Source organism: Pseudoalteromonas sp. KG3 (assembly GCF_030436385.1).
Classification (GTDB): domain Bacteria; phylum Pseudomonadota; class Gammaproteobacteria; order Enterobacterales; family Alteromonadaceae; genus Pseudoalteromonas; species Pseudoalteromonas prydzensis.
The window spans coordinates 937,316-956,642 of sequence record NZ_CP098524.1; the positions used below are offsets into that span (position 1 = coordinate 937,316).

The 19,327-nt window shown below is 41.2% G+C and carries 18 protein-coding genes; 11 read left to right on the plus strand and 7 right to left on the minus strand.

Going from position 1 to position 19,327, the window contains the following annotated elements; genetic code table 11:
* Positions 1-86 precede the first annotated feature (86 nt).
* Both NDQ71_RS22445 and udk read right to left on the minus strand, forming a co-directional pair.
* Positions 87-1,310, minus strand: a complete 1,224-nt coding sequence (locus tag NDQ71_RS22445) for a NupC/NupG family nucleoside CNT transporter (protein WP_283708845.1) — start codon at positions 1,308-1,310, stop codon at positions 87-89.
* Positions 1,311-1,329: 19 nt separating this feature from the next.
* Positions 1,330-1,959 carry a uridine kinase gene (udk, locus tag NDQ71_RS22450; protein ID WP_192542729.1) on the minus strand — a complete coding sequence of 210 codons (630 nt, stop codon included), beginning with the start codon at positions 1,957-1,959 and terminating at the stop codon, positions 1,330-1,332.
* Between the two features lie 191 nt (positions 1,960-2,150).
* Here udk and NDQ71_RS22455 point away from each other — a divergent pair, with 191 nt between their 5' ends.
* Positions 2,151-3,383 (plus strand): phosphopentomutase, encoded by a 1,233-nt coding sequence (locus tag NDQ71_RS22455; protein ID WP_064664751.1) that lies wholly within the window; start codon positions 2,151-2,153, stop codon positions 3,381-3,383.
* Complete coding sequence (deoD, locus tag NDQ71_RS22460; RefSeq protein WP_192542730.1) at positions 3,383-4,090, plus strand: purine-nucleoside phosphorylase; 708 nt, start codon at positions 3,383-3,385, stop codon at positions 4,088-4,090. The genes NDQ71_RS22455 and deoD overlap by 1 nt, the downstream gene beginning before the upstream one ends.
* Before the next feature lie 147 nt (positions 4,091-4,237).
* Here deoD and NDQ71_RS22465 read toward each other — a convergent pair whose 3' ends face one another.
* A complete protein-coding gene (locus tag NDQ71_RS22465) occupies positions 4,238-5,638 on the minus strand; it encodes an IS4 family transposase (protein WP_301561664.1) in 1,401 nt (466 codons plus the stop codon).
* 295 nt (positions 5,639-5,933) lie between these two features.
* On the opposite strand from NDQ71_RS22465, the gene NDQ71_RS22470 reads away from it, so the two are divergent.
* The 3 genes from NDQ71_RS22470 to NDQ71_RS22480 all read left to right on the plus strand — a co-directional run bounded on the left by NDQ71_RS22470 (position 5,934) and on the right by NDQ71_RS22480 (position 7,947).
* Positions 5,934-6,674: a ferredoxin--NADP reductase gene (locus NDQ71_RS22470; protein WP_192542731.1), complete on the plus strand. Its 741-nt coding sequence runs from the start codon at positions 5,934-5,936 to the stop codon at positions 6,672-6,674.
* 87 nt (positions 6,675-6,761) lie between these two features.
* The gene (locus tag NDQ71_RS22475; RefSeq protein ID WP_192542732.1) at positions 6,762-7,577 is read left to right on the plus strand and encodes a nuclear transport factor 2 family protein; all 816 of its coding nucleotides are present in this window, start codon (positions 6,762-6,764) and stop codon (positions 7,575-7,577) included.
* 49 nt (positions 7,578-7,626) lie between these two features.
* On the plus strand, positions 7,627-7,947 hold the full coding sequence (locus NDQ71_RS22480) for a hypothetical protein (RefSeq protein WP_064664747.1): 321 nt from the start codon (positions 7,627-7,629) through the stop codon (positions 7,945-7,947).
* Between the two features lie 15 nt (positions 7,948-7,962).
* Here the strand turns inward: NDQ71_RS22480 and NDQ71_RS22485 are convergent, their stop codons facing one another.
* Positions 7,963-8,853, minus strand: coding sequence for a tetratricopeptide repeat protein (locus NDQ71_RS22485; protein ID WP_064664746.1), 891 nt, complete (start codon positions 8,851-8,853; stop codon positions 7,963-7,965).
* A 405-nt stretch (positions 8,854-9,258) separates the two neighbouring features.
* On the opposite strand from NDQ71_RS22485, the gene NDQ71_RS22490 reads away from it, so the two are divergent.
* The 3 genes from NDQ71_RS22490 to NDQ71_RS22500 all read left to right on the plus strand — a co-directional run bounded on the left by NDQ71_RS22490 (position 9,259) and on the right by NDQ71_RS22500 (position 11,718).
* Positions 9,259-10,632 carry an ATP-binding protein gene (locus NDQ71_RS22490; protein ID WP_301562782.1) on the plus strand — a complete coding sequence of 458 codons (1,374 nt, stop codon included), beginning with the start codon at positions 9,259-9,261 and terminating at the stop codon, positions 10,630-10,632.
* 284 nt (positions 10,633-10,916) lie between these two features.
* Positions 10,917-11,306: a nucleotidyltransferase domain-containing protein gene (locus NDQ71_RS22495; RefSeq protein ID WP_192542733.1), complete on the plus strand. Its 390-nt coding sequence runs from the start codon at positions 10,917-10,919 to the stop codon at positions 11,304-11,306.
* Complete coding sequence (locus NDQ71_RS22500; protein WP_283708850.1) at positions 11,299-11,718, plus strand: DUF86 domain-containing protein; 420 nt, start codon at positions 11,299-11,301, stop codon at positions 11,716-11,718. The genes NDQ71_RS22495 and NDQ71_RS22500 overlap by 8 nt, the downstream gene beginning before the upstream one ends.
* A gap of 322 nt (positions 11,719-12,040) precedes the next feature.
* Here the strand turns inward: NDQ71_RS22500 and NDQ71_RS22505 are convergent, their stop codons facing one another.
* The 3 genes from NDQ71_RS22505 to NDQ71_RS22515 all read right to left on the minus strand — a co-directional run bounded on the left by NDQ71_RS22505 (position 12,041) and on the right by NDQ71_RS22515 (position 14,992).
* Positions 12,041-13,246 (minus strand): type II toxin-antitoxin system HipA family toxin, encoded by a 1,206-nt coding sequence (locus tag NDQ71_RS22505; protein ID WP_301562783.1) that lies wholly within the window; start codon positions 13,244-13,246, stop codon positions 12,041-12,043.
* Positions 13,236-13,535 carry a helix-turn-helix transcriptional regulator gene (locus NDQ71_RS22510; RefSeq protein ID WP_064664741.1) on the minus strand — a complete coding sequence of 100 codons (300 nt, stop codon included), beginning with the start codon at positions 13,533-13,535 and terminating at the stop codon, positions 13,236-13,238. The genes NDQ71_RS22505 and NDQ71_RS22510 overlap by 11 nt, the downstream gene beginning before the upstream one ends.
* A 320-nt stretch (positions 13,536-13,855) precedes the next feature.
* Positions 13,856-14,992: an ISAs1 family transposase gene (locus NDQ71_RS22515; RefSeq protein WP_024602346.1), complete on the minus strand. Its 1,137-nt coding sequence runs from the start codon at positions 14,990-14,992 to the stop codon at positions 13,856-13,858.
* A gap of 216 nt (positions 14,993-15,208) precedes the next feature.
* Here NDQ71_RS22515 and NDQ71_RS22520 point away from each other — a divergent pair, with 216 nt between their 5' ends.
* The 3 genes from NDQ71_RS22520 (at position 15,209) to NDQ71_RS22530 (ending at position 19,327) form a co-directional block, all read left to right on the plus strand.
* Complete coding sequence (locus NDQ71_RS22520) at positions 15,209-15,808, plus strand: bifunctional 2-polyprenyl-6-hydroxyphenol methylase/3-demethylubiquinol 3-O-methyltransferase UbiG (RefSeq protein ID WP_192542736.1); 600 nt, start codon at positions 15,209-15,211, stop codon at positions 15,806-15,808.
* Complete coding sequence (locus NDQ71_RS22525; RefSeq protein ID WP_192542740.1) at positions 15,805-17,343, plus strand: HNH endonuclease; 1,539 nt, start codon at positions 15,805-15,807, stop codon at positions 17,341-17,343. The genes NDQ71_RS22520 and NDQ71_RS22525 overlap by 4 nt, the downstream gene beginning before the upstream one ends.
* A gap of 559 nt (positions 17,344-17,902) precedes the next feature.
* Positions 17,903-19,327 carry an ATP-binding protein gene (locus NDQ71_RS22530; protein ID WP_301562784.1) on the plus strand — a complete coding sequence of 475 codons (1,425 nt, stop codon included), beginning with the start codon at positions 17,903-17,905 and terminating at the stop codon, positions 19,325-19,327.

Consider the following 19,327-nt stretch of genomic DNA (forward strand, 5'->3'; position numbering starts at 1 on the left):
GTGAAGTATCGTTCAATTCAGATAAGGCTTTAACCCCTTAAAGCGTTATCCTATTGTTTTGCAACATAAGGTTCATCTCAAAGTTTCTAAGCTAGCGAGAGGAAAAAACCTGCAATTGCGGCGCTCATAAGGTTAGCCATAGATCCTGCTAACACTGCTCTGAGCCCTAAGCGTGCGATATCCTTTCGCCGACTAGGCGCCATACCGCCTAATCCACCTAGTAAAATGGCTATCGATGATAAGTTAGCAAACCCACATAACGCGAATGTGACAATCGCTTGTGTGTGTGCGCTTAACGTATCGCGATAATTTATAAAGTCTAAATAAGCAACAAATTCATTAACTACTAATTTTTGACCAATAAAGCTACCGGCTATAATTGCTTCACTCCACGGTACGCCAAGTAACCAAGCAACCGGCGCAAATATATAGCCTAAAATTTCTTGTAGTGTCAGTGTTGGATAATCAAACCAACCACCAATACCACCTAACAATCCGTTTAATAATGCGATAAGGGCTACAAATGCCAGTAACATAGCACCTACATTCAATGCCAAATGCATGCCGTTAGCCGCACCCGATGCCGCAGCATCGATTACATTAACTGGTTTGTCTTCCACATCGTCTAAGTCAGCTAAAGTATCTTTAGGGGTTTCGGTCTCCGGCACAATCATCTTGGCCATTAAGAAACCACCTGGTGCCGCCATAAAGCTGGCTGCAATTAAGTACTTAAGCTCCACACCAATAATCACGTAACCGGCCATGACAGAGCCTGCTACCGTTGCTAAGCCACCCACCATTACGGCAAATAACTCTGACTTAGTCATGGTTGCTATAAACGGCTTTACAATCAGCGGCGCTTCAGTTTGGCCAACAAAAATGTTAGCAGTTGCTGAAAGCGATTCTGTACGCGATGTTTTTAACAGCTTTTGTAAGCCACCGCCGAGGATTTTTATAATCCAATCCATAATGCCAATGTGGTAGAGCACTGCAACCAATGCAGAGAAAAACACAATAACGGGCAAAACTTGTACGGCAAAAATAAACCCTAAGGTATCTTGGCTGGCAAGCGGACCGAATAAAAACGCTATCCCGTCATTTGCAAAACCAATAACCGATGATACGGCCTTTGACATGCTCACTAAGGCGTTTTTACCTGCATCAAAAAACAGTACAAAACCACCGATAATAAATTGCATGGCAAACGCAATACCAACCGTTCTTAAACTAATCGCTTTGCGGTTGGTTGATGCCGCAAAAGCAATGGCTAGCAGCACGCACATGCCGACTAAGCTCATAAATGTTGTCATGTTTAGTTATTTCCCGTTGTTATTTTTGCAGTAAATATTTTATTTTACTTTTAATTATATCAATCGCAACACGATTCATACCACCGCGCGTAACCACTAAATCAGCGTTGTGCTTTGAAGGCTCAATAAACTGATAAAACATCGGTCTCACAGTTGCTTGATACTGCTCAACAACGGACTGTAATGTTCTGCCTCGTTGCTCCATATCACGTTGCATACGGCGCATCAGGCAAATATCAAGAGGTGTATCAATAAACACTTTAATATCAAATTCTTTACGTAGCGCTTTATCACTGAGCAATAAAATGCCTTCCACTATGAGTATTTCAGCAGGCATCACAGTGCGCGTTTTGTCACTGCGGGTATGCTGCGCATAATCATAGGTAGGTACTTCTACCGCTTTACCACTGCGTAATTGCGTTAAATGTTTATACATTAACTCATGTTCAAACGCATCAGGGTGGTCGTAGTTAGTTTGCGTACGATGGTCAAACGGCAAATGCGATTGATCTTTGTAATACGCATCTTCTTCGATCACGGCGATGGCACCAGGTTCAAGCTCATTAACCAATTCATTATAAATAGTTTGGCTAAAAAGAGATTTGCCTGACGCAGAAGCGCCAGCAATGGCTATTATTGTTCGTGTCACTAAAGTTCTCATCCACACAGAAGGATACATTGTTGGTAGATCACAATAGCAAAAAAGACACGAATAATCTCTCTTGCTTCGTCTTAAGGAGTGAAATTTATAATGTTTAGGTTTTATGAAACAGGACTTATGTCCTGTACGCTAAAAAGCAACAGCAGATAAAGTAGCCATATTGGATAGACGAGGTAAGTATGGCAAGAGCAATTATATTGATGGCAGATAGCCTAGGCATAGGTGCAGCTCCAGACGCAGATAAATTTGGCGATTTAGGTGCAAACACGTTTGCGCATTTGCTTAAAGCTTACTCAGAAGAAACAGGCGAACAGTTATCACTCCCTAATTTATCATTATTAGGTTTAGTGGATGCCTGTGAAGCCGCAGGCAATGAACCATGCCTAGTTAGCGACCGTCAAACACCGATTGCAGCGTGGGGTTATGCTAAAGAGCTCTCAAGCGGTAAAGACACGCCATCAGGTCATTGGGAAATGGCAGGCGTGCCAGTGTTATTTGATTGGGGTTACTTTCCTAATACCCAACCTTGTTTTCCACAAGAATTTATTGACGAGCTAATTGCTCGTACAGGGATCCCTGGCATTTTAGGCAACTGCCATGCTTCAGGAACCACTATTTTAGAACAGCTAGGTGAAGAGCACGTAAAAACAGGTAAACCAATCTGTTACACCTCAGCTGATAGCGTGTTTCAAATAGCCGCGCATGAACAAACTTTCGGTCTAGAAAAGCTTTATCAGGTCTGCGAAATCACACGGGCGCTGCTTGATGAAATGAACATAGGACGAGTGATTGCGCGGCCATTTTTGGGTTCCACTAATCAAGACTTTGCCAGAACGGGCAATCGTCGTGATTATTCAGTATTACCGCCAGCACCAACATTGCTTGATAAATTAGCAGAGGACGGCGGTGAAGTAATAAGCATTGGTAAAATAGCGGATATTTACGCGCACCAAGGTATTACCCAAAAATACAAAGCCCCCGGCTTACAAAATTTACTCGAAAAAACCTCTGAGGTGATGGCGTCAGCGCCTGATCATAGTTTGATATTTACGAACCTCGTTGATTTTGATGAAAAGTTTGGTCATCGCCGCAACCCAGTAGGGTATGCCAAAGCGCTTAAAGAGTTTGATGATTATTTACCAACGATCCTTAAGCAGCTTAAACCAGACGACGTACTAATTATTACGGCGGATCATGGTTGTGATCCTACATTCCCGGGTAGTGAGCACACTCGTGAATATGTACCTGTACTTGCTTATCAACCAGGGCTTGAAAACACCCCGCTTGGTGAACGTGCTAGTTTTGCAGACATAGGTCAAACCCTTGCCCAGTGGTTTAACTTACCTGCACTTGAATATGGTGATGGCTTTATCGATAAGCTAACAGCACCAATTGTAAAAGGAAACGAATAATGAGTACTCCGCATATCGAAGCGAACAATGGTGATTTCGCGCAAACGGTTTTAATGCCAGGCGACCCACTACGCGCGCAATATATTGCAGAAAACTTTCTTGATGACGCAGTTAAAGTAACAGGCGTTCGTAATATGTATGGCTTTACCGGAACCTACAAAGGTAAGCCTGTCAGTATTATGGGCTCTGGGATGGGTATTCCATCTATGTCAATTTATGCCCGTGAATTGATAGTTAGCTATGGCGTTAAAAACCTTATTCGTATCGGCACTTGTGGCGGTATTGGTAGCGATATAAAAATACGTGACGTTATCTTCGCACAAGGTGCCAGCACCGATTCAAATGTAAATCGTGCTCGTGTTCGTGGTTATGATTTTTCCGCAATCGCCGATTTTGACCTACTTGTAAACGGCGTTAACGCTGCAAAAGAGTTAGGCATTAAAGCAAAAGTGGGTAATGTATTTACCACCGACACGTTCTATCAAGCTGACAACACTTTTTATCAAGAACTTGATAAATTAGGCATGCTAGCGGTTGATATGGAAACTGCAGGTTTATACGGCGTAGCCGCTGAATATGGTGCAAAAGCAATGGCGTTATTCACGGTTAGTGATCATGTGATCACTGGTGAAGCAACACCAAGCGATGAACGTCAAAGCACCTTTAATGAAATGGTTAAAATTGCGCTTGAGTCAATCGAAGCGTAATAAGCAAAAAGTTCCTTGGTAACGTATTCACTCGTTTGGAGACACGCCCAAATACAGTGAGACTAACCTCCAAAGCCGCCTAGTAACCCTAGGCGGCTTTTTTTATAAAACAAGCCGTAAGCTATCAGCTTTCAGCCTGTCTCTTGATCACAAGTCGAGTTCCTTCATAAAAGCATAGGACTCGACTAAAAATACCAACTTCACCCAGCCATCCCACATGGCTTTTGTGCCAACACGCCCTGTTCGTTTACTATCGTGCCAACCTCCCAATTTGGCTATCGCATAATATGCCCACTTTAACGACGGGGCTTTCTTCGGCAGTGCAGCCTGCTGATTTGTCGCTTTAAAGAGTAATTTCCAACTTAATGTGTCTAAATAGACTTCGCAGCTGATTTTTTCTGCTTCTTCTCTATTTTGAGCAAGCTCCCTTAATTGCAAAAGTCTGACCGCTATAAATGCCTCTATTACTGCTGCCTTTTTTAAATTATCTAAGTGTTGCATGCGTAACTTTTCAACTTCTGTTCCTTCCGTTTTCCAAATCTTATGGAACTCTTCTATGCGCCACCTTAACTCGTAATAACGCGCTATTTTTCTTGCTTCTACTGCATTTGTAACCGACTCTGTTGTATACAGTAACCACTGTAATTTATTCTTGTTGTCGTTATTTTGTTCCGTGCATACCACGAGGGTCAGCGGGGCTTCTTTTTCACCTTTTGCTCTTTGTGGTTTTTTCAATTTAATCGATGTAAAGCTTACATCTATATGGGCTGTTCGTGCTTTTCTCCCGCCTCTTTGTTGAATATCTATTTCATACTGACCTGCGGGAGTGAGTGTCGGTAAAATATCTTCTAATTTATGATATTCACCTACAAGACGACGATTGTCTTTTGCTCTGACAATAAAGCGGTGTTCATTTTGTATTTGGTAATCAAGGTATTCATACATGTCCGCTTCGCGGTCACATACGTCTATTACATTACTTAAATCACCAAGGCGCTCTTTAACTTCTTCAACATTATTTTGCCATTTGTAGCTTTCTTTTAGCTCTCTATCACGGCATTGCAGCGTATTTTGTTTACCCGTTTGTTTCTTCTCTCTATACCAGTAATGTTGGTATGCAAGCCCTATTGCTTTTTCTTCATTTGCATCGAGCATCAGTGTTGAGTGAGCGTATAAAGTGCGACCTTTAGAGCTGCGCTTTTCATCAGATGCCGAATTGACCTCACCTAATTCATCACATACTGAATGTTTATAGCTCAGCCCTGTTGTATCTTGAAGAGCAAGCACGAGTGGTCGCTCTTTAACGATGGTGTCAGTATGCGCAAACCCAGCTTGCGCAATGTCATCAGCAGAAATATTATCGTTACGGATAAAGCGATATGCGCCTTCAATACTTGCAGGGTCTGGACAAGATGACATTAAGGACTTACCGGCATTACTTGCCAAAGAAGCGGCTATCTTTACAAGGCGTTTAGTGCGGCGAGGATCGTTAAGCTTAGCTTTACTGAAAATAAGTTGCGCCCATTCGAGAGATTCATTGCTTACCATATTCATGACCTATTTTTTTTGTATATTAGATCATGAATATAAGAAAATAGAAACTTCTGTATAAGAGACAGGCTTTCAGCCATCAGTTTTAATACGATCAACAATTCGTAGGTTCTAGAGCATTAAGAGTTTGACAGAAATTAATGAGCTTTTATTTTTTGACCGCTGACCGCTGACCGCTGACCGCTGACCGCTGACCGCTGACCGCTGACCGCTGACCGCTGACCGCAAACATTGACACCTCCCATTCCCTTTGCCACTGTTATATAAAGTAATAATAAAAGGAGTGTGAGTTGTGTCTAATTGGATTGAGGCGAATGTTAAAGATATTGTTTGGTGGACAGATACCTTATTCAGCTTAATTGTAAATGCGGATGTAGCGCCGTTTAAAGCGGGGCAGTTTACTAAGCTATCTATAATGATGGATGAAAAACGTATTGCGCGCGCTTATTCTTATGTAAATTCGCCAAGCTCGTCCGACTTAGAGTTTTATCTTATCAATGTCGCTGATGGCTTGTTATCACCGCGTTTAGCTAAGCTTAAACCAGGTGATACAGTGATGATTGAAAGTCGTGCCAGTGGATTTTTTACACTTGATGAAGTGCCTGCCAGCGAACAGTTATTTATGCTCAGTACCGGCACTGCAATTGGTCCGTTTTTATCTATACTTGAACAAGGTGATGTGTGGCAGCAATTTAGTGAGATTGTTTTAGTTCATGGTGTACGGTTAAATGCTGATCTTAGTTATCAGCAAAGGATCACTCAGTTGCAACAAACTTACCCACGATTGCAGTATCTGCCAGTGGTCAGCCGTGAGCAGCCTAAAGCTGGTTTAAGTGGCCGGATCACAACTCATATTGCAGATCAGAGCTTATTTCGCTATTGCAAATTGACCCCTTCACCGAGTACTACGCAATTTATGATTTGTGGCAACCCAGAGATGGTAAAAGAAACCAGTGAGATATTGACTACCGCAGGCTATAGCCGCAATCGGCGCCGAGAGCCTGGACAGATCACCGTGGAGCAATACTGGTAAACCTGTTACCCGCAGTCGAGGTTAAATAACTATCGCGGACCGTTAAATTTTGTTATTTTAGCGTTTCTTAAATTACTCAGGAACCGTATGAAACCGTTATTTTTTGTCGTTAGTTTATTATTTTCGTGGCAATTATTAGCAACTGAGAGTACATCAGTTGAGTCACAAGTTAAAACTGAAACAAAAGCAGCTGAGACAAAAGCTGCCGAAGATAAAGTCGAGCCAGTTAAAACCACAGCGCCAGTTACTGCGATAAAACCGACTGAGAGTGATTTACAAGATGGTCCTGCGGTGATCACCTTAACACCTGAGAATGCAGAGCAGTCAACGCCGACAGATATTGAACCAACACAACCCATAGTTGTTGACCCCTATAAAAACAATATGATTGAAGTGGTTGATACCAGTAAGATACTTGGCACTGAAACAGCAAAACCTGCAGATACACCTAAAACTCAACAAGAAAAAGAAGTGGCGGTAGCGCAAGCAGAGCAAGCCGTTATTCAAGCGAAAGAAGCTCTTACTTTAAAGCAACAAGTTAAAGCAAAGCAGTCGCGAGAGTCGCTTGCGGTTATAGAGCAATTAATTAAAGCCTATAACGCCAGAAACATAGACGCATTTATTAGCATGTATGATGAAAACGTTGAGTTTTATGCTTTTCCAAATGAGCTACTATTTAAAGGTAAAGAAAAACTGATCGCCCGTTACGGCATCGTGTTTAAAAAATTAAAGTGTATTAAATCATCACCGATTAAACGTATTGTGCACGGTAATATCGTGATTGATCATGAGCTGTCAGAAACCTGTTCAACCGATCCTAACGTGGTTGATAAGCGCACAGAGCTGATCTCTAGTTACCAAGTTGAAAATGGCAAAATAACCAAAGTACTGTTTTTTAGATAAGCTTTTATAGACAAATTTTTTATAAGTAAATAACGGGGCCGTAACGAATATGGAGATCAGCGAAGATAAAAAAATTCAGTTACTTTATCGGGTCGAGCCAGGTTGTTTAGGCCCGACCGGTGCACAAATAATTGAACACTTCTGCGTCTATGCTAATCAGCACCTAAGCGCCCCTTATTTTGCCCATTATCACTTTATCCCACGGTTTGATAAAAGTAAGGCTGAGCGCGAATACAGCATTAACGCCCGGCTGTTGTCAGAGCCACAAGTGCAAACGTATTTAACTCACTTTAAAACCACGAAAGATGGATTTGAAGAGCAACTCGACGAGCTACTCACCCAAGCGATTGAAAGCTTCTTAGAACGATAGCAGCATAAACAGCGACTAAGCTTTATCCCCAGCGACAATGGTATTAAAGCTGTGATTGTCGTGTAAACTGGCAAACGCACTTTCGTGTAATAGTTCGTTACGTAAATTGGGTGAGTATTCCAACGCCATTTTTATATCTGCCAACGCATCCGCATGTTTGTGAGTGAGCGCGTAAGCGCATGCTCGTTGCCAGTATGCATAACCGTAGTCGCTGTCTATATCGAGGGCTTGGTTACATAGCTCAATCGCTTGCTCAGTTTGGTTTAGCTCCAGTAGTGCATCAGCTTTATAGGCAATCGCTTCAACATCTTCGGGTTTGCGATTTAAAATCTCATCAAAAATTTCAATTTTATTCGCAATATCGCTTTCTAAATTAGCTCGCATCCATAATGAGTGAACCTCATTAGTGACTGATATTTTTTCTTGGTTATTAAGGATTTCTTCGGAGCGTTCACGTAACTTTTCTTCAAAGGTATTTAATCGCGCTTCGTATTCATTGGTGATCACACTAACACGGGTATTTACAATATCTTCGACCTTATTTTTTACATCTCTGAGCGAGTTCCAACCCACTAATACTAAAATAGAGGCGGTAGCGGTAATGATAAAAAATACATTATTAATGGTATCTGTAGTGTAAGTCAGCGCGCGATCAGCGGTATCGAGTTGCGCATGCGTTACTTGTTTTGTGACATCTTCGCGAAGTTTTTGCTGATCCTGGCGTACAGCTTTAAGTTCATCAAGAATATAACGCTCCATCAATGGCTTATACATTGGCTGTTGCAGCTTTTCGAGCGCTTGCTGTTGCTGGTGTGGATCAGGCTCAGCGCGAGCTTCCTCGGCCATTGATGGAGCCGTAACTAAAGTAGCAAAAAGAACTAAAACGGATAAAAAATAATGGTGCATAGTGCTGCCTAGTCGATAATTGAGACTGTAAGAATAAGTTAAACTGTAACATGACAGCCTAGGAGTAACTAGGGCATGACGGGCTTTATAGTAGTAATGTGTGCTTGTTAGCAAAGGCGCAGTCGCTGAAATAATACCGTGTGATTTATTCATCACAGGGTAACGTAGCAGCAAAAGCGAGCAGAATTGTTAAATTGCAGACAAAAAAAACCAGCTCAAAAGGAGAGCTGGCCAAACTGCTTAAACAACATAAAGTCGTCAGGGGTATCAACAGGAGTGAGTCTGTATAATACCCAAGTCTATCTGAACAATGTCTTAATATAGAAACGCTTATAAAATTTAGGTGGACTTTAATTTCATCAACTAAACTAACCTTAAGATTATAAATAGAACAAGGTTTTTGTAATGCGGCAGCAGCTTGTGCAATTACTTTATAAAGTATCTACCTCATCCGCGTTGGATGATGGCTATATAGAGCTTGCAGAACAATTGATTGTAAATGCCATCATAGACGGCCTTAATACTGCGCGTGCCAGTATATGGCTACTCAATAACGATAATAGCCAATGTCATTGCCAATTACTGTTAGATAAAAATAACGCAGAATCAGTTCAGTCGCTAATTTTAACCCGTGCTAATTTTCCTGCTTATTTTAGGGCACTCGATACGCAACGTGTGATCATTGCTAATAATGCGCATACAGATCCAGCAACCGCTGAATTTTCTGAGCATTACTTAACACCACTGGGTATTAATTCTATGCTGGACGCGCCGCTGCGCTTTAAAGGTAAAATGATTGGTATTTTTTGCTGTGAGCACACCGGCGATTTTCGGCAATGGGAGGACGACGAGTGTACATTTTTGTCGGGATTGGCAGATCTCTATGGTCGGGCTTTGTCGGCACAAGAGAGTCGCTTAGTTAAACAAGAGCTAGAAGCGGCAAACCGCTACCTTGAAGAACGTGTTGTTGAGCGCACCAATACGTTACAAAAAACTTTAGAAACACTCACGGGCACGCAAGAAAAACTAATCGAGTCGGAAAAAATGGCCGCATTAGGCAACCTTGTGGCAGGGGTTGCCCACGAAGTAAACACCCCAATTGGTGTTGCCGTTACTGCCAATAGTTCGGCAACCGATAACCTCAAACAACTAAAGCAACAGTTAGAGACAAATACGTTATCGAAAAATAGCTTGATGACTTTTCTCACCCACATTGATGAGTGTTTAACTATCTCAAGTAGTAACTTGGATAGGGCGGCAGCGTTGATCTGTAGTTTTAAGCAAACAGCCGTTGATCAATCGTCTTTAGATATTAGCTCTGTGATGCTAAAAGAGTACTTAGCTAATACTATCCATAGCCTCACACCACTTACCCGCAGCCATCATATCAGCACTGAAATTGACTGCGACGAAACACTCAGTGTAGTGACTGTATCAGGCGCTTTAAGCCAAATTATAATGAACTTGGTCAGCAATAGCTGTGTGCATGGCTTCAAAGAGCGAACTAATAACCAGATCAACATTACCGTCCAAGTAGATAAACAGCAGGGCAGTTACTCTTTATGTTATCGCGATAACGGTCACGGTATGAGCACAACCGTATTACAAAGTGTCTTTGAGCCCTTTTTTACCACTACCCGTGGCAAAGGTGGCAGTGGTTTAGGCATGGCGATTGTGTATAACCTCGCAACTCAAGCACTACAAGGCGATGTAAAAATTCATAGCCAACCACAACAAGGTATAACCATCATTTTTACTTTTCCACTTAATTTGAGCTGAGTGAAAACAGTCCGCTTGGCGAAGATATATTCTGGTGACAGGGTAATTAAAATATAAAGGAGCGGTGGGTTCGGGCTTCGAACCACGGGCTACGGGCTGCGTGTAAATCCTAGCATCATTTCCCGTAGGAAACGGCTTTAGCCGTGAATGTTACTTAAAACCAATTTGCACAAAGAGAAGATAATGAGGGTAAATGAGAAGACAAAGTGAATTATCAGTTTTTGTGTTCACTATAAAACTGATCGGTTATGATAATTACAGTTTACTATTAATGGTTTTGTATTGTGGGAAATGACGTTATTCAAGAAGTCGGTAAATATTTGCAGCAAAATAGCGACATTGAAGTGGTTTGGTTATATGGATCTCACGCTAAAGGGTCTGCGCAATCACATAGTGATATCGATCTTGCTGTCGCTTTTAAGAATTTTGACTTGAGTTCATTTGATAAACGGCTCAGGCCTAAAGAACTTGAGCTTGAAATCAGTAATATACTTAACTTGAATGAACAACTTATTTCGATTGTAGATATAAATTTGATCCCCAGTTACCTTGCCTTCAATGTAGTAGAATACGGGCGTATAATTTTAAGTAAAAATAGCCTTAGAGCAATGAAAGAACAACAGCGTATTTATAGCCAATTTGAGTTTGAAACAATAGCGAGCAAACATGACTGATATAGGGATCTCACTTTATATAAGCGAAGTAACACGTCATATCGAGGAATATATGCAAGAGCTCGACGAATTAAGCCAAGTAGAGCAGCTTAATAGTCGAGATTACCGTGCTGCAGAGCGTTTGTTGCAGTTGATGACGGAAGTGTGTATTGGTTTATCAAAGCATTGGCTTAAAAAATATAAAAGCAGTACCAGTAGCAATGCATATCAAACATTTAGCGAGTTAACTCAGCTTGGAATTTTAACCGATGAAGAGTTGCTGTCATGGCGTAAAATAATTGGTTTACGCAACGCGCTTGTGCATGATTATTTGAATATAGATCAAGAAATAGTAAAAACGATTATTAAGAAACAGCATTACATAACTATGCATGCGTTTAGCCTAAAAGCGATAACTGCGTTAGCCAAGTGAAATAATAAAATGCCGGGGGCGATTTCGAGCCACGAGCTTGTGTAAACAACCTAGCTCCTAGTTACTTCCCTAGAACCTAGCCACTTTTATGCACAAAGAGCAGTGAATGAGAGTAAATGAGCAGACAAAAGCGGCGGGTTTCGGGCGGCGGGCTAATCCTAGCACCTGCGATTTTTTAAAAACCTTTTTACCACCGAGGGCACCGAGACGCTGCGCTACACAGAGAAGACAAAAGCAGAGGGCTTCGAGCTATGAATTAACCCTAGCACCTAGTCACTTCCCTAGAACCTAGTGCCAGTTACTCCTATAACCTAGCACTTTTCTATTCTATATCTGGTATAACACTTTCTAAGCGTTTTATATCTATATCGCTGATATCAGCAAAGCGCTTAAAGTGGCTCGGCCATTGCTGCGTGTAGTCTTTGAACTGGCTGATTATTTTTGTCGCTTTTGCCCTCGTTAAACCAAAGCGTTTAGCTTGTGATAATAAATTGTCGATACTGGCATATCGGCCATCATCGCCAAGGCCTATACCATGTTGTTTTGAGTTATTGATTGGGGTGATGTCGTAAGCTGGGCTCAAGCGCCATGTTTTATCAGTAAGGTGATATAAAAAAGCATGGTTGCGGCTGTGATCGTCAGTGTTACCAATCAACGCATTAAACACCATGCGCTTGTAAAGCTCTGTTGCATCATCAGCATACTCACCAGTATGGTGGCGAATAAACTCAGCCAGTTCACCGTAACTGTAGTACGTTGCTAAATCACTCATCGCCACTTTAGGCTTTTGCAGTAAGCTGTTAGCACTTAAAAAGTGATTGGTGGGTAAACCATTACTCACATCAAATCGTTCGACTAATAGCACATCCCCGTTTTCCGTTTCATGAACTTGGGTATTTGCACAGCGAATACCTAACTCTTTCGCCATACACATGGCTGCGTGTTCAGCTCGTACTAAATTGAATAAATCATCTTGACGATTAAACTTAGCCAAATAAAGCTTAGTGCCAATTTGCACTGAGGTCTTAGGCCTTGCGCCCCCCATGCTTTGACCAAATTCAAATGCCTTTTTAGCCTCATTTGAAATAGCTTTATTAGCTAAAAGATCATCTTTTGCTTGATCCAGCAATGCTAAATCAGCCAAAGTATTTTTATTGGTTTTATGTTTAGAGGCACTGCGCGATAAGCTAAATACCAGTGCGCCCACGCCATAGCCTGAGCCTGCAAGTAAAAATTCCAGCTCATTTTGTGGTTTGGTTGTATGCAAAGATAAAATCAGCTTACGCCCCCACGAATCAGCGCCCGCATCACTTAAAACGCCAAAAACACCGTTATTAGCGGTATAACTGACAATGCCTGGCTGTAAAGGCAGATGAATTGGGTCGAGTGCAAAGGCATCATCGCGGGATAGATAACTTTTACCATAGTTAAACTCACCTCGGCCGGTTTGTGTATTTAACTTAAAAAAGCCACAAATAATGGGTTTGTCTTCTAGCCCATCAATAAACACATAACACTCAGAAGTCATCGTTAATCACCTGGGTTTTATTGGTTTTACGTTGCCGTGCATTGTAGCCGCCTACATCAGCCGCTAATTCGTTAATTTCATCGAGCAGTGATCCTTGTAATTGCAACACCACCAGTGCTTCAAATAAAACATCACTTTTAACCACTTCCCCTTGCTCCAGCTTTTGCACTGTAGAGCGCGATACGCCAATCATCTTCGCAAAGGTGCTCTGCGTGTAATGCAAAGTACGGTGCTGGCGGATTAAATCCCCCAAACGTTGCGCCATTTTTAATGCTTGTTCAGATTTCAAAATGATTACCTACTCAGTCATTAGGTTGCTAATGATTAGTTTAGCGGTATTTGATGTGTTTGCAAGGTGATTTAAAAAGATCAGCGCCGAGATGCGGGTGTCGAGTAAATCTTGCACCTGTGATTTTTTTAAAGCTATTTTACCACCGAGAACACCGAGGCGTTGCGCTACACAGAAAAGGTAACGGGCGGCGGGTTAATCCTAGCGCCTAGTCACTTTCCTAGAACCTAGGGCCTTTTACATACCTAGCACCTTCGCTCAATAAATATAACCAAGACTAAATTCTTAATTTTAACTAAATAGGCCCTATGTACTCACGGCTAGCGCATTTTAATCCCAGATTCTAACAGGGTTGAGCGATAATCATCGTCTAGCCCTGCCATTTTCTTTTTTCTCGCCATACTGGCTGTTTTAGTTGTATCTTGTTTAAATAACGCCATGGCTATTTTTCTCATTACGTTAAAAACAAGGGGTCCTTGCTTCTTACGGATTCTTGATTCATCTTCCCTAAAGTTCATATCCAACATCCAATGCATACTTTCAACCTGCCAGTGGCTTCGTACCGCATTAAGTGCTTGCTCCGCACCTAACGCTAACGAACTAATATACCAACGCGTTTCTATCGTGTCTGTACCTGATGATTTATCGTGAACCTCAGCGGTTACTTGAATAACACTCTTTAAGCCAGACCATTGGTAGATTTTATCTAACCAGCTTTTATCAATAAGCAATTGCTGACAAACCCTTGTTTCAATGCGCCCATGCCCTGAGCTTATTTCGGTATGTTTATCATAGTTGCTATTGGTCAATCCTTCGCGCTCACTCTTGTGCCACCAAGCTTCTAATTCACTCTGCATACCTGAATGGTTACCTTTGAGCGCTAGGATATAATCAGCTTTTTGTTTAATTATTTGTTTCGCTATTTCTTGCTGGCAGCCCATAGCATCAAGTGTAATGATGCTATTTTCAATATCTAGCATGGTGAGTAACTCAGGTATGGCTGTGATTTCATTTGTTTTGCTATCAACGGCTGTTTGCCCTAAAACTAACTGGTGTTGGCAGCTCCATGCACTGACGGTATGTAAAGCACTTTTTCTATCTTTGGTTGTAAATGAACGACGTGCAGTTTTTCCATCCATAGCAATAATATCAGCACCCGTGGTTTCAATAAGTGAAGATATCCAAGATTGAAATGCATGCTCTATTTCATCTGATTTTAACCGACAAATGACACGGGCTATGGTGTCGTGTCTTGGAATACCCGCGTTGAAAGCGCCATATCTTTTTAACCAATCAAGTTTTAGATGCCCAAAGTCTTCAATATCCTCCCATCCTTGTGCACCGGAGATTACTGCACTAATGGCTAAAAGGAGAATATCGATAAGCTCATGCTTTTTACAGCGTTCAATGCGAGGATCGGTAATTGAATTAAAGTGTTTCAGAAAAGTAGCGCTCATATTTTACGTGACCAAGGTGATTATTATGCCTTGATCTGATCACTACATATTCTATAAGTTCAATTTATAATGATCTTGCCGTGCCTATGTACTTGGTGCTCATCGGAAAACTCTATATTTTTAATACATTTTCATGTTAGGTTAGAGTTAAACTTAATGAAAGCTTAACACTCTAATCATTAAGTACCATTAATTAACCACGGAGCGGTAGATTTAGTGCCTACTAAAACACTCAGTTACTACAACCAAAACGCACAGAGCTTTAGCGACTCAACGCTTAATGTTGATATGTCGGCGCTTTACGCTGAGTTTTTACCGCTTATCCCTAAACACGGCCATATTTTAGATGCAGGCTGCGGCTCTGCCCGCGATGCCATGTATTTTAAACAGCAAGGCTTTACCGTAAGCGCGTTTGACGCAAGCGAAAATCTTGCAAAGTTAGCAAGTGATTACTTACAGCATCCTGTTGAAGTTAAAACCTTTCAGCAGCTTGATTGCAGCAACCAATACGATGGTATCTGGTGTTGTGCCAGCTTATTGCACGTGCCTAAAAACGAACTCCCGCAGGTATTTGTAAACCTACAAAATGCCCTTAAACCAAATGGTGTTTTGTATGTGTCGTTTAAATACGGCACGCAAGAACGCGTGCATAACGGCCGTGAGTTTACAGACTTAAACGAAGCGGGTTTAACCGCGCTGATTACCCAGCACACCGAATTTAAAATAATAAAACAATGGCAAACGGTTGATCAGCGCCCAGGTCGTGAAAGCGAAGTGTGGCTCAATGCATTAATCAAAGCCGTGCCTGTTTTATGATGAGCGCAATGCAGCAGCAACTCGACTTTATTGCGTATATTCAGCGCATGCTCGTTGAGGGTGATTTTAGTGCAACCTACAAATTTGCATTGCTGCATGCTTTGGCTGATGTATGTGTAGAACAGCCAATTCAGTCAGAGCAAAGTGAACTAGTCATAGAACTGCCAACTCTTGCTGACAAACTCATTACCTTGTATTGGCATCATGCAATGCCGTTTCCCTCAGAACATACTGGTGAAAGTGCATTGCTTTTACAAAATACCGGCACGCAATCAAAAGTAATTAGCGTATTGTTTGAATGCCAACAAAACAATATTCGTAACTTACGCCAGCTAAAGCAAAGTGGTTTTTACAAGTCGACTTTTAATGCAGCTATGGCCACATTAAAAAGTGGCCCACTTTGGCGCTTACAAATACTTGCCAAGCAAGAAGAGTGCTTTTTATATCCGCACACTAAAAGTTCTAAATACATTACTTTGAATGCAGGCATTGCCAGTTGTTTTAGGCGTTTTTACGATCTAGTAACGTATTTAGCTAAAAATGCGTGGCTACAAAAAATTCAAAGCATAAAGCACAACCAAACACTTATTGGCCCGCAAAGCCAACTGCATGATTTTTTATTTGGCTTTGACCGTAACGCACTCACCAAAGCAAAACCTGTTTTGGTAGAGCTGCAATCAAACAGCTGTTTTTATTGCCAAAAGCCAATGAAAAACGATGTTGAAGTCGATCATTTTATACCGTTTGCCCGCTACGCAAACGACTTAGGCCATAATTTTGTGGCAGCGCATCGCACATGTAATAACAATAAACGTGACTTTTTAGCTGCACAGCAGCACCGCGAGCGTTGGCAAAACCAAAATTTGGTTGTTAACAGCCAAGTTATTAGCAACGAGCTAAGTGCGTACTTTCACTGCGATGCAGATAAATCTCTCGCAGTAAGCAATTGGGCCTATCAGGTAGCACAAGCAAACAACGCAAAATTATGGCTTGGAAATAAAGACCATTTTGAACAAGCAAAACCAACTGCTGAGTTGTTTACGTTTCCAAATGCACCACAACCTGAGTTAAATCAAGTTGTTAAGCCCGAAGTTAGCTTAAAATCAATAGATAATGCATTAAAGCTGCCGTACTTCCCGAATATAAAAATTGCCTGTGGGCATTTTAAAACAGGGGATGAAAGCGATATGGAATTAATGGACGCGCCACTTGGCGCGGGCAAGCTCGATCCGCAAGTGCATTTTTTAGCGCACGCATCGGGTAACTCAATGAATGGCGGTAAACACCCAATACTTGATGGTGATTTACTGCTACTTGAGCTTATAACCTCCGATAAAGCGGGATCGCTGCGCGGGCAAATAGTGGCGATAGAACGAGATGATATAGGCGGAGAAGGGCAATATTTACTGCGTAAAGTGAATAAGTTACCCAATGGGCAATATGAGCTAATTGCACAAAACCCAGATTATGAGGTAATGATTGCAGATGAAAGCATGCGAACCTTCGCGCGGTTTAAACAAGTGGTTGCAGAGTAGTTTGTAGTCGCGCTTTAGCTTGCTCACGCGAAAAGCGAAGCTTTTAGATGTGTAGGTCGTGGCGTAGGCGGGAGTTTACCTCGAGCATTTAAATTGTAGGTCGTGCTTTAGCGCGTCAATGTGATTGATAATATTAGGAATTGTGAAGGGATTAATAACCTCTATTCGAGGTTTATCGCGTTGGCGATGGCAACCAAAGGGCGGCTGCCGCCGACCGCCCTTTGGAATCCCACGGCGCACCCGAGGATCACACTGTGTCCTCAAGTTAAAAATTGATGTGAACGTAAACGCCGTGTATTCGCCATCCATGGCGAAGTCACGGCTTAACTTGCATCCATGCAAGTGATTACTCATCAATTTATAACTTTCGGGTGTGATCACGGGGAATTGGAGTATGTTGGTAGATTGGTGTTATATAGTTTTAAAAAGATAAGTTTTGATAGCAAAGCTCAAACGTATTCGCTCAACTTAAATTTGAAAGGGATTTAAAATGCATTATGAGAACCTTTACCCTTCACCATCCTCACTTATGGAGTCCTTGCGTGATATCGGTTATTCAATGGAAACAGCTTTAGCTGACGTTATTGATAATAGTATTACTGCGGAAGCGACAGACATCAACATTGATTTTTCTTGGAATGATGCAGAGCCTTGGCTAGCAATTTCCGATAATGGACACGGAATGGATTACCAAGAATTGCTGCTCGCAATGAAACTTGGCAGCCTAAATCCGCTTGAATCTAGAGAGGATAATGATTTAGGTCGATTTGGACTAGGGCTTAAAACAGCTTCTTTTTCCCAGTGCAGAAAACTAACTGTCGTATCAAAAAAAGAAAATAGCATCTCTGCGATGGAGTGGGATCTCGACCAAATAACTGAAAACCCTGATACAGGTTGGAAAGTAATAGTTTTAGACTCAAATGATTTACATCAAGTTGTAGAGTTAAATGAGCTGCTTTTAAACTTAGATCAAAAATCTTCCGGCACAATTGTATTATGGAGGAAGCTAGATAGATTAGATTCGTTTGATTCTCTCGCCATTAGGGAAAAAAAGCTAAATTTAATCATTGATCATTCAAGAAAGCATCTTGAATTAACATATCATCGTTTTCTCAATGCAGGGCCCGGCAAAAAATCTATACGAATATTTTTAAATGGTGGCAACCTTGAAGGTATTGATCCCTTTAACATTTCTCATAATGCTACATTGGAGCTTCCATCACAGTCTATTTATGTAGACTCAAAAGAAATTAAAGTCCAACCTTTCGTGCTCCCACACTATACAAAAGTTTCTCCTCAAGAATATGAGAAATATTCTGGAGATGGAGGGTACCTTCATAACCAAGGCTTTTATGTATATAGAAACAAAAGATTAATTATCAAAAGTACTTGGTTTAGATTAATGCCCAAAGAAGAGTTGACTAAATTAGTTCGAGTAAGAGTAGATATACCAAATTCACTAGATCATATTTGGAAAATTGATGTTAAAAAATCAAATGCAAGCCCTCCTGAAGTCGTAAGAAGAGGATTAAAGCAAATTATCTCAGAAGTAGAATATTCAGGAAAACGGGTATTTAAACAAAAAGGTCACCGACTTAAGTCAAAAATTTTAGAGCCATTTTGGAATAGGAATGTAGCTTCTGGAAAGGTGAGTTATGAAATAAGCAAGAGCCACCCTTTAATTGAGTCTCTCAAAAATAAGCTGGGAGATGACTTACAAAAAGAATTTATCAATATTTTAACGTCTGTAGAGTCTTCTTTCCCTTCAGACTTATATTTTAATGATTTTGCAAATTCACCTGAAAACGTTGTTAAACCAAGTGTGCCAAAAGAAGAATTGAAAAATATTATTCAAGTATTTTTGCCGATCTACAAAAATGAAAAGTTATCTAAAGAACAAATTGTAGAAAAGATTACTCAGATAGAGCCAATGGCTTCACATGCTGATTTAAGCCTTAAAATAATCGAAGAAATGGAACTCTAA